Annotated in this window: 3 protein-coding genes, 2 tRNA genes and 4 rRNA genes; all 9 read right to left on the reverse strand. The window is 43.7% G+C overall.

Annotation, left to right across the window (positions count from 1 at the left end):
- Nucleotides 1–29: 29 nt before the first annotated feature.
- Nucleotides 30–1,574 (reverse strand): 16S ribosomal RNA (locus HWV03_RS20920).
- 276 nt (nucleotides 1,575–1,850) lie between these two features.
- A tRNA-Asp gene (locus HWV03_RS20925) sits at nucleotides 1,851–1,927 on the reverse strand.
- A 40-nt stretch (nucleotides 1,928–1,967) separates the two neighbouring features.
- Nucleotides 1,968–2,083, reverse strand: a 5S ribosomal RNA gene (gene rrf, locus HWV03_RS20930).
- A gap of 140 nt (nucleotides 2,084–2,223) precedes the next feature.
- Nucleotides 2,224–5,115: ribosomal RNA gene (locus HWV03_RS20935) — 23S ribosomal RNA — on the reverse strand.
- A 248-nt stretch (nucleotides 5,116–5,363) separates the two neighbouring features.
- A tRNA-Glu gene (locus HWV03_RS20940) sits at nucleotides 5,364–5,439 on the reverse strand.
- 119 nt (nucleotides 5,440–5,558) lie between these two features.
- A 16S ribosomal RNA gene (locus HWV03_RS20945) occupies nucleotides 5,559–7,103 on the reverse strand.
- Together the 16S, 23S and 5S rRNA genes with 2 tRNA genes alongside form the textbook arrangement of a ribosomal RNA operon.
- Nucleotides 7,104–7,674: 571 nt before the next feature.
- Nucleotides 7,675–8,385, reverse strand: a complete 711-nt coding sequence (locus HWV03_RS20950; protein WP_211677768.1) for a helix-turn-helix transcriptional regulator — start codon at nucleotides 8,383–8,385, stop codon at nucleotides 7,675–7,677.
- Between the two features lie 144 nt (nucleotides 8,386–8,529).
- Entirely contained in the window at nucleotides 8,530–9,294 is a 765-nt protein-coding gene (locus HWV03_RS20955) for a class I SAM-dependent methyltransferase (RefSeq protein ID WP_255546967.1), read from the reverse strand.
- A 112-nt stretch (nucleotides 9,295–9,406) separates the two neighbouring features.
- Nucleotides 9,407–12,391, reverse strand: coding sequence for a sensor domain-containing protein (locus HWV03_RS20960; RefSeq protein WP_211677769.1), 2,985 nt, complete (start codon nucleotides 12,389–12,391; stop codon nucleotides 9,407–9,409).
- Nucleotides 12,392–12,605 lie beyond the last annotated feature (214 nt).

Genomic DNA, 12,605 nt, shown 5'->3' on the forward strand with positions numbered 1-12,605 from the left:
GGGCACTTACAAAAATTAACAACTTTACGTAAGGAGGTGATCCAGCCCCAGGTTCCCCTAGGGCTACCTTGTTACGACTTCACCCCAGTCATGAACCACACCGTGGTCATCGCCCTCCCGAAGGTTAAGCTAATGACTTCTGGTGCAGCCCACTCCCATGGTGTGACGGGCGGTGTGTACAAGGCCCGGGAACGTATTCACCGTGACATTCTGATTCACGATTACTAGCGATTCCGACTTCATGGGGTCGAGTTGCAGACCCCAATCCGGACTACGACGCACTTTATGGGATTCGCTTACCATTGCTGGTTTGCAGCCCTTTGTATGCGCCATTGTAGCACGTGTGTAGCCCTACTCGTAAGGGCCATGATGACTTGACGTCGTCCCCACCTTCCTCCGGTTTATCACCGGCAGTCTCCTTAGAGTTCCCACCATTACGTGCTGGCAAATAAGGATAAGGGTTGCGCTCGTTGCGGGACTTAACCCAACATTTCACAACACGAGCTGACGACAGCCATGCAGCACCTGTCTCATAGTTCCCGAAGGCACCAATTCATCTCTGAAAAGTTCTATGGATGTCAAGAGTAGGTAAGGTTCTTCGCGTTGCATCGAATTAAACCACATGCTCCACCGCTTGTGCGGGCCCCCGTCAATTCATTTGAGTTTTAACCTTGCGGCCGTACTCCCCAGGCGGTCTACTTAATGCGTTAGCTTAAGAGCCCAGTTCTCAAGGAACCAAACTCCGAGTAGACATCGTTTACGGCGTGGACTACCGGGGTATCTAATCCCGTTTGCTACCCACGCTTTCGCATCTGAGCGTCAGTTACTTGCCAGGTGGCCGCCTTCGCCACTGGTATTCCTTCAGATCTCTACGCATTTCACCGCTACACCTGAAATTCTACCACCCTCTCAAGAACTCTAGTTTGCCAGTTCGAAATGCAGTTCCCAGGTTGAGCCCGGGGCTTTCACATCTCGCTTAACAAACCGCCTGCATGCGCTTTACGCCCAGTAATTCCGATTAACGCTTGCACCCTCCGTATTACCGCGGCTGCTGGCACGGAGTTAGCCGGTGCTTCTTCTGCGAGTAACGTCACAGCAGTAGAGTATTAATCTACTGCCTTTCCTCCTCGCTGAAAGTACTTTACAACCCTAAGGCCTTCTTCATACACGCGGTATGGCTGCATCAGGGTTTCCCCCATTGTGCAATATTCCCCACTGCTGCCTCCCGTAGGAGTCTGGACCGTGTCTCAGTTCCAGTGTGGCTGATCATCCTCTCAGACCAGCTAGGGATCGTCGCCTTGGTGAGCTCTTACCTCACCAACAAGCTAATCCCACTTGGGCTCATCTAGTCGCGAGAGCTTTCAAGAAGAGGCCCCCTTTCACCCGTAGGTCGTATGCGGTATTAGCAGTCGTTTCCAACTGTTGTCCCCCTCGACTAGGCAGATTCCCAAGCATTACTCACCCGTCCGCCGCTCGACGCCAGAATAGCAAGCTATTCTTCGTTTCCGCTCGACTTGCATGTGTTAAGCCTACCGCCAGCGTTCAATCTGAGCCATGATCAAACTCTTCAATTAAAAGTTTTTTGACTAATCAACGTTGTTGATTAAGTCGGCTCAATGAATTCTGTACTTCAACAACAAACCGAGGTTTGTTGTTTATAAAACCAAATCTTTCGATTTAATTTAATGTTCACAATTACATTGATATAATTTTTGGTCATTATATCTCTGCAAGTGCTCACACAGATTGCTTGAATAAATTGTTAAAGAGCATTGACCTTACGGTCTGATTGTGTGCTTTACTCACTACAATTTTAAAATAACACTCATAGAATGTTATTTAAGAATTGTTGGCGGAGTGGACGGGACTCGAACCCGCGACCCCCGGCGTGACAGGCCGGTATTCTAACCAACTGAACTACCACTCCGCACAATCTGTGCTAATGTTTCCATCAGTCTTAATTTGGCGCTTGGCGATGCCCTACTCTCACATGGGGAAGCCCCACACTACCATCGGCGTTATTACGTTTCACTACTGAGTTCGGAATGGGATCAGGTGGTACCGCAACACTATGGTCACCAAGCAAATTTGGTTTGCTTTCAAGTTGTATCTTTAAAATCTGAAAAGCTATAAATAAAGAAGTCTTTAAAACCTATCTTTCGATAAATAGTAGTGTTCAATCAATTCTTAAGTCGTATTTCAATTAATCATACTTTAATTTGTATGGTTAAGCCTCACGGGTAATTAGTACAAGTTAGCTCAATGCCTCACAGCACTTACACACCTTGCCTATCAACGTTGTAGTCTCCAACGGCCCTTCAGGGGACTTAAAGTCCCAGTGAGAACTCATCTCGAGGCCTGCTTCCCGCTTAGATGCTTTCAGCGGTTATCAGTTCCGAACTTAGCTACCGGGCAATGCTATTGGCATAACAACCCGAACACCAGTGGTTCGTCCACTCCGGTCCTCTCGTACTAGGAGCAGCTCCTCTCAATTCTCAAACGCCCACGGCAGATAGGGACCGAACTGTCTCACGACGTTCTAAACCCAGCTCGCGTACCACTTTAAATGGCGAACAGCCATACCCTTGGGACCAACTTCAGCCCCAGGATGTGATGAGCCGACATCGAGGTGCCAAACACCGCCGTCGATATGAACTCTTGGGCGGTATCAGCCTGTTATCCCCGGAGTACCTTTTATCCGTTGAGCGATGGCCCTTCCATTCAGAACCACCGGATCACTAAGACCTACTTTCGTACCTGCTCGACGTGTCTGTCTCGCAGTTAAGCTGGCTTATGCCTTTGCACTAACCACATGATGTCCAACCATGTTTAGCCAACCTTCGTGCTCCTCCGTTACTCTTTGGGAGGAGACCGCCCCAGTCAAACTACCCACCAGACACTGTCCGCAATCCCGATAAGGGACCTACGTTAGAACATCAAACGTACAAGGGTGGTATTTCAAGGTTGACTCCACATCATCTAGCGACAATGCTTCAACGTCTCCCACCTATCCTACACATGTAGGTTCAATGTTCAGTGCCAAGCTATAGTAAAGGTTCACGGGGTCTTTCCGTCTAGCCGCGGGTACACTGCATCTTAACAGCGATTTCAATTTCACTGAGTCTCGGGTGGAGACAGCGTGGCCATCATTACGCCATTCGTGCAGGTCGGAACTTACCCGACAAGGAATTTCGCTACCTTAGGACCGTTATAGTTACGGCCGCCGTTTACCGGGGCTTCGATCATGAGCTTCGACCTAAGTCTAACCCAATCAATTAACCTTCCGGCACCGGGCAGGCGTCACACCGTATACGTCATCTTTCGATTTTGCACAGTGCTGTGTTTTTAATAAACAGTTGCAGCCACCATTTCTCTGCGACCGACAATAGCTTACGGAGCAAGTCCTTCACCATCATCGGCGTACCTTCTCCCGAAGTTACGGTACCATTTTGCCTAGTTCCTTCACCCGAGTTCTCTCAAGCGCCTTAGTATTCTCTACCTAACCACCTGTGTCGGTTTGGGGTACGATTCTCTTATATCTGAAGCTTAGAGGTTTTTCCTGGAAGCCGGGTATCAACTACTTCATCTCCGTAGAGACTCGTCATCAGCTCTCAGCCTTAATGTGCGCCCGGATTTACCTAAGCACACAGCCTACAACCTTAAACATGGACAACCATCGCCATGCTAGCCTAACCTTCTCCGTCACCCCATCGCAATATAAGTGAGTACAGGAATATTAACCTGTTTCCCATCGACTACGCCTTTCGGCCTCGCCTTAGGGGTCGACTCACCCTGCCCCGATTAACGTTGGACAGGAACCCTTGGTCTTTCGGCGTGGAGGTTTTTCACCCCCATTATCGTTACTCATGTCAACATTCGCACTTCTGATACCTCCAGCAAGCTTCTCAACTCACCTTCGACGGCTTACAGAACGCTCCTCTACCATGCAAGAACAAGTCTTGCATCCGTAGCTTCGGTGGTATGTTTAGCCCCGTTAAATCTTCCGCGCAGACCGACTCGACCAGTGAGCTATTACGCTTTCTTTAAAAGATGGCTGCTTCTAAGCCAACTTCCTGGCTGTCTGAGCCTTTCCACATCGTTTCCCACTTAACATACACTTTGGGACCTTAGCTGACGGTCTGGGTTGTTTCCCTTTCCACGACGGACGTTAGCACCCGCCGTGTGTCTCCCGCGATTGAACTTATTGGTATTCGGAGTTTGCAAAGGGTTGGTAAGTCGGGATGACCCCCTAGCCTTAACAGTGCTCTACCCCCAATAGTTAGACGCGAGGCGCTACCTAAATAGCTTTCGAGGAGAACCAGCTATCTCCCGGTTTGATTGGCCTTTCACCCCCAGCCACAAGTCATCCGCTAATTTTTCAACATTAGTCGGTTCGGTCCTCCAGTTGATGTTACTCAACCTTCAACCTGCCCATGGCTAGATCACCGGGTTTCGGGTCTAATCCCAGCAACTATTCGCGCAGTTAACACTCGGTTTCCCTACGGCTCCGCTATTCGCTTAACCTTGCTACTGAAATTAAGTCGTTGACCCATTATACAAAAGGTACGCAGTCACAGAACAAGTCTGCTCCCACTGCTTGTACGTATACGGTTTCAGGTTCTATTTCACTCCCCTCACAGGGGTTCTTTTCGCCTTTCCCTCACGGTACTGGTTCACTATCGGTCAGTCAGTAGTATTTAGCCTTGGAAGATGGTCCTCCCATATTCAAACAGCATATCACGTGTGCCGTCCTACTCGATTTCACAGTAAGGTCGTTTTCATGTACGGGACTATCACCCTGTATCGTGAAACTTTCCAGAATCTTCCACTAACTTCCAAACTGCTTAAGGGCTAGACCCCGTTCGCTCGCCGCTACTAAGGGTATCTCTATTGATTTCTTTTCCTCGGGGTACTTAGATGTTTCAGTTCTCCCGGTTCGCTTCGCAACGCTATGTATTCACGTTACGATACTCTACAAAGTAGAGTGGGTTCCCCCATTCGGAAATCTGTGGATTAACGCTTTTTATCAACTCCCCACAGCTTAACGCAGATTAACACGTCCTTCATCGCCTCTGACTGCCTAGGCATCCACCGTATACGCTTAGTCACTTAACCATACAATCTAAAGTCGACTGTACAATTGAAATAACTAGGTATTATCTAGTTTTTTTCGCCTCAAGAATACTCAAGAACACTATATTGTTATTACCGAAGTAATAACGTGTTTTAAGAACTTCTTTATTTATTCAGCTTTCCAAATTTTTAAAGAGCAATTTGCTAAAAAGCAAAGATAAGCATTCGCTGCTTAGCTTTGATTTTTAATCAGAAAGAAAAAATACTCCATCTTCCTTACAGAAGAAAGATGGTATCCCGTACGAGATTTGAACTCGTGTTACCGCCGTGAAAGGGCGGTGTCCTAGGCCTCTAGACGAACGGGACACTATTTACTTTCTACGTTTGGATTTCATCCCAAACGTTGTCTTATTTTCATAAGACTGTCTTTAACGTTTCTATTCAAGCAATTTGTGTGGGCACTTACAAAAACTAACAACTTTACGTAAGGAGGTGATCCAGCCCCAGGTTCCCCTAGGGCTACCTTGTTACGACTTCACCCCAGTCATGAACCACACCGTGGTCATCGCCCTCCCGAAGGTTAAGCTAATGACTTCTGGTGCAGCCCACTCCCATGGTGTGACGGGCGGTGTGTACAAGGCCCGGGAACGTATTCACCGTGACATTCTGATTCACGATTACTAGCGATTCCGACTTCATGGGGTCGAGTTGCAGACCCCAATCCGGACTACGACGCACTTTATGGGATTCGCTTACCATTGCTGGTTTGCAGCCCTTTGTATGCGCCATTGTAGCACGTGTGTAGCCCTACTCGTAAGGGCCATGATGACTTGACGTCGTCCCCACCTTCCTCCGGTTTATCACCGGCAGTCTCCTTAGAGTTCCCACCATTACGTGCTGGCAAATAAGGATAAGGGTTGCGCTCGTTGCGGGACTTAACCCAACATTTCACAACACGAGCTGACGACAGCCATGCAGCACCTGTCTCATAGTTCCCGAAGGCACCAATTCATCTCTGAAAAGTTCTATGGATGTCAAGAGTAGGTAAGGTTCTTCGCGTTGCATCGAATTAAACCACATGCTCCACCGCTTGTGCGGGCCCCCGTCAATTCATTTGAGTTTTAACCTTGCGGCCGTACTCCCCAGGCGGTCTACTTAATGCGTTAGCTTAAGAGCCCAGTTCTCAAGGAACCAAACTCCGAGTAGACATCGTTTACGGCGTGGACTACCGGGGTATCTAATCCCGTTTGCTACCCACGCTTTCGCATCTGAGCGTCAGTTACTTGCCAGGTGGCCGCCTTCGCCACTGGTATTCCTTCAGATCTCTACGCATTTCACCGCTACACCTGAAATTCTACCACCCTCTCAAGAACTCTAGTTTGCCAGTTCGAAATGCAGTTCCCAGGTTGAGCCCGGGGCTTTCACATCTCGCTTAACAAACCGCCTGCATGCGCTTTACGCCCAGTAATTCCGATTAACGCTTGCACCCTCCGTATTACCGCGGCTGCTGGCACGGAGTTAGCCGGTGCTTCTTCTGCGAGTAACGTCACAGCAGTAGAGTATTAATCTACTGCCTTTCCTCCTCGCTGAAAGTACTTTACAACCCTAAGGCCTTCTTCATACACGCGGTATGGCTGCATCAGGGTTTCCCCCATTGTGCAATATTCCCCACTGCTGCCTCCCGTAGGAGTCTGGACCGTGTCTCAGTTCCAGTGTGGCTGATCATCCTCTCAGACCAGCTAGGGATCGTCGCCTTGGTGAGCTCTTACCTCACCAACAAGCTAATCCCACTTGGGCTCATCTAGTCGCGAGAGCTTTCAAGAAGAGGCCCCCTTTCACCCGTAGGTCGTATGCGGTATTAGCAGTCGTTTCCAACTGTTGTCCCCCTCGACTAGGCAGATTCCCAAGCATTACTCACCCGTCCGCCGCTCGACGCCAGAATAGCAAGCTATTCTTCGTTTCCGCTCGACTTGCATGTGTTAAGCCTACCGCCAGCGTTCAATCTGAGCCATGATCAAACTCTTCAATTAAAAGTTTTTTGACTAATCAACGTTGTTGATTAAGTCGGCTCAATGAATTCTGTACTTCAACAACAAACCGAGGTTTGTTGTTTATAAAACCAAATCTTTCGATTTAATTTAATGTTCACAATTACATTGATATAATTTTTGGTCATTATATCTCTGCAAGTGCTCACACAGATTGCTTGAATAAATTGTTAAAGAGCATTGACCTTGACGTTATCCGTCGTAGCCAGGCTGCGTATAATACGGCAACCAGTTTTGAAGTCAAGTACATATTGCACTTTATTTCAGGAGGTTTTAAAAGTAACTTTCGATACTGATAAAACACCTTTTACTTAGCGGCTATTGCCGTTTAAGTGAGGTCGAATTATAGAGAACTAGGCTCACTTAGCAAGTTTTATATGCCGTAATTAACCAGATATATTGAACTGCACAATAATTGCGCATATGACGTGCATTAAGTGTGGGGTAGCTGAGTTAGTTCAAAAGGAAAGGTGATTATTCATACAGTAATCACCTTCTTAATTACTTACACATTCATATTCTAGATAGTAAGCAGCTTAAATAATTAACTTATTTACAGCTCAGCTTCATCAGACTTGATTTGACGTATATATAAGTACACAGTATGTTTTGAAATATTCAGTTTTTCCGCAACCATATTAATTGCATCTTTAATATCAAAAATACCTTGTTGGTGAAGCGAAATTACAATGTGCTTATTTTTAGCATTATTGGCAATATCAGTTCGGTTGTTAATATCAGCAATCGTTTCTTCTACAGAGCGGTCAACCAATTCTTCAACTGTCGTTGCGAAATTTTCAGAAGACAATTCAGTTTCTCTTGTCTCAGGTGTAGGTAATAGCTCCTGAACAAAATCAATAAATGACGCACCAATATTAATGTTGATACAAATTAAACCGATTGTTCTTTCAGAACGGTTTTTGATTGCGATCGTCATCGAACGCATCATTTGACCATCTTTTGTCTGTGTAAAATAAGCTTTAGAACATTGCTTATTTTGTTCCGATATATCCTGTAGCATCATTAATGCTAAATCAGTGATCGGAGAACCTTCAACACGGCCTGTATTAAAACCATTTTCAATTTTAATCACAGAACGATCTACGCTTTCTAATGAGTGTAAGATCACTTCACATTGCTTACCAAATAAAGTAGCAATACCTTCTATAACACCATCATAAGATTTTAAAATACGGTGATCTTCATCCGTAAACGTATATGAACTTGTTAATTCATTCTTAATATTATCTAGTTCAAGTAGCACAACTATCCCTCGCCTATAGTTAAGCCCATTTGGGAGGCAACGTTAACATAGTTCAATATTAAAAACTTTGAACCGGATACCAGATATTATATTAAAATAAAATATCTGGTCGATATTAATAACTACACAAATAAATTAAGGTAATTACTTCATCCCTTGTTTAACATAAACATCAAAGCGATTTTTCTTAGTTTCGATTGCCATGCTCGGTTCAGCGTTTGCTATATATTCAGCATAATCAGGGCGTTTAACAACAACACGCTTCGTCGCTACGCGCATGGCAGGTTCAAACAGACCATCCGCATCTAAATCCGCTCCAACTAAAGATTGAAAAACGCGCATCTCTTTTTTCACCAGTGCCGATTTCTTCTTATGTGGATACATAGGATCAAGATAAACCACATCAGGAGTAATACCCAAACCTTCTAATTTCGACAGGCTTGATGCAAAGACCAATTTTAGCCTTGTTCCAATCCAGCCACCGATCTCTGCATCGTCAACGGCTCTCTTTAAACCATCGTCCAGTAATGCCGCAACAATTGGCGAGCGTTCTAACATAGTGACATGACAACCTAATGATGCCAGCACAAATGCATCTCGGCCTAAACCTGCCGTGCCATCAACAACAGATGGTGTTACTCCCGACTTTAAGCCCACGGCTTTTGCAATTGCTTGCCCTTTGCCACCACCAAATTTACGACGGTGATTAACGGCTCCACCAGCGAAATCAACATATACAGAACCGAGCTTCGGTTCATCTAGTTTAAATAATTCAAGTCCCTTATCCGAATATATCAATTGGAATTGAGCATCAGCCACAGGCTCAAGAGAAAACCCCCACTGTTTAGCAAGTGCTGCTATATGTTCAGAAAAGAGTGAATCTGTTGTGATTATTTGTATGCAGTTCATGTATGCCTGATAAGGTTAGGTGTAATAATTCAAGTTAGATTGCCTATATTAGCAAAAAATACGAATACAACCTAAATTCAGTTGATGATTAGAGGAAAATAGAAAGTGTGAATTAAAAAACACTTTCATTTTGAGAGAGAAATTCTAATAGCTCATGCAGTGGTATCGGACGGCATAATAAGAACCCCTGTGAGTAATCACATTTTTTCTCTTGTAGGTAATTCAATTGTGCTTTTGTTTCAACGCCCTCAGTTACGACTTTCATCCCCAGATTATGAACAATAGTAATGATACCATCGAGCAATAAATTATCTTGCTGGTTCTCTGGAATATTAATAATAAAACTTCGGTCAATTTTAACTATATCAGCAGGCAAGCTACGCAAGTAGTTTAGTGATGAATAGCCGGTACCGAAATCATCAATAGCAATTTTTACACCAGCACTTTTTAAAGCGTTAATACGCTGCATATACTGACCGTCCATCTCCATTAATAAACTTTCAGTTATCTCCATAGTCACCGAACTATAAGGTAAGTTATGTGAAGAAATAACTTTGAGCCATTCCGATGCTTGCATATCAACAGTCTTAAATTCGAGGCAAGAACGATTTACACTCATTTCAATATAAGGATATCCGGCTTCATGCAAAATTTTAAGATCACAACATGCCTGGTCTAATACGTATTCTCCTAAACCTTGAATCAACCCACCTTCCTCAGCAAGTGGGATAAACTCCGCTGGTGAGATAAACCCTCTATCTTGATGGTTCCAACGAACTAAAGCTTCGACCTTATCAACTTTCCCCGTGGCATTATCAATAATAGGTTGATAATACACATCAAGACTGCCGCGTTTGATCGCATCAGCTAATTCAACAACTGTTTGGTGTTTAAGTATCGCGGCATCACTTAACTCTTGTGTAAACATGACGCATTGATTACGCCCTTTACGTTTTGCTTCAAATATCGCTTGCTCTGCACTTTGCATTAATGCTTCTACCGATATTCCGTCTTCTGGGTACATGGTAATACCAACCGATGCCGTAACATAGCGCTGCTGATTTGGGAGTTGATAAGCTTGGGCAAAAACCCCCTGTAGCTGTTTCGCATAGACTTCAGCTTGACGTTTATTTACCACTTCAGGAATGATAAATGCGAATTCATCACCATCAATTCGAGCAAGAAAGTCATTGTCTCGACTCCGGTATTTTAACCGTTCCGCAGTCTCTTTCAGCAAGCGATCACCGGCCATAAAGTCTTCTGAATTATTGACCGACTTAAAGTCATCAATATCAATATAGAGGATTGCAAACTTTTGGCCACTCTTAGCTGATTTATCGATAACCTGATGAATTTCAGCACTAAAATACTGACGATTAGGCAAACCAGTGAGCGTATCAAAATTAGACTGAGTTATAATCTGTTGTTCTATTTTCTTCTCTTCTGTCACATCAGTAAAAACAGCAAAGAAATATTTAAGTTTACCGCCTTCTTTAATACTCGAAAGCGTCACTTGTTGCGCAAATATCTCACCATCTCTATTACGACTCCAAATAACACCTTTCCACTCATTGCCACTTAATAATGCTTCAGAAATGTCATTATAAAAGGCTTTATCATGAACGCCAGAGCGTAATAGGCCGTGTGTACGCCCGATTGCATCTTCGGCGCTATAGCCTGTGATAGCTTCAAACGCAGGATTAACATCAATAATCTTTTCATTCGCATCACACAACATGATGCCTTCAGCACTATGCTTGTAAACGCTTTCAATCATAGATAGGCGTTGCCTATTATCTTGTTCTTCGGTGAGATCTTGAATAGTGTTAATAAAATATTGAATGTTATTAACGTCATCTCTAACTGCTGTGACAGTTAGCTTTGTCCATAAGATACTACCGTCACGATGACGATAACGGGTATTAAGCGTAAAGTTATTACGCTTATTGGCATATATTTCTTGATAATACTCTTCAAACTGTTCTATATCTTCATCAAAATATAAATTCAAACTACTCGTATTCAGTATACCTTTTTCACGTAAGCGATGAAAATCATCCAATTCATAACCAAACATTTTACATGCCTGCTTATTCACCCATTTAATTTCACGCTTCGCATTTAGTTTGATTAACCCGACTGGCGTTGTCGCTAAAACAGTTTCAAGAATACGCTCTTGCGCTGATATCCTTTTTTTCGTTAATTCTTCTGCAGTGATATCTTTACTAATACAGTCTAGACGATACACCAGCCCAGATTCATCAATAATAGGATAAATATCACTTTGAATTCGCTTCGAATTTCCCTCTATGGTCGTAATATTGAAAATGCTGCATATCGACGTCGTTGAATTAGACTTTATTGCATTATGAAAATCACGTAATACAGCAGTTTTATCTAATTTATGTACTAATGCTAACAAAGTCTCCAGTTTATCAATTTTCTCTACACTCTCGGTTTCAATAATACTGCCGGCAGAATCAGAGCATACTAATCGGTCTTGCTCCAAAAAATAGCTCCAACTACTTAAACGACCTTTGGCTATATTATCTTCTAGCCACAAGGTATATGCATTTAGTTCGTCAGAGTAAGTGGATGTAGTCGGAGTGTCTGATAGCGTGCAGCTAGAAGTAAGTTGAATTTCTTTTTCTAAAAAACCGGAAACTAAACGCATTAAATTTAATTCAAGTTTATGCTTAGAAAGTTGACGAGGGAAGAACGCCGAAAGTACACCAGTAGGTTGACCAAATGCATCATTTAAACGGATACCTAAATATGCTTGTGCTTGCCACTCTTGCAGTAGCTTTTGGTCTGGGAATCGAGATGCCAAACCTTGCTCATATTCAGCATAACCCCGTTGATAAGCAGCAAAACAAGGCATAGATTTAAAATCGACCTCAATATTGGGGACAAATACCCCTTGCTGTAAACAAGATAAAATGGATAGCTCAAAGGACTGAGGGCAAATGGCCGCAACATATATAGTATCAACACGTAGTAATGCGGCTAAATTAGTGAGGAACGAATCTAAATGGTTTTGCTCATATAATTTTGCCGTATCAATGTTTATGCCACTAAGCGTGAGTGTATCAATCATACATCCTTGTCCAGAAATTCAATTAGTTTAACTACAGTAGATTGATATCCTTTCAATTATCACCACAATTTATCTAAAACTATGGTAATACTTTAGCACTAAAAATACAGTGGGTAATATCACGCAAAGATAATACACAATTTACCACTATTTTAAAATCAAAACTAAACGATAACCGCTACGACTCAGCAGTTATCGCAAGTTATCCATTGTA

The organism is Moritella sp. 36, from assembly GCF_018219415.1.
In the GTDB taxonomy this organism is placed as follows: domain Bacteria; phylum Pseudomonadota; class Gammaproteobacteria; order Enterobacterales; family Moritellaceae; genus Moritella.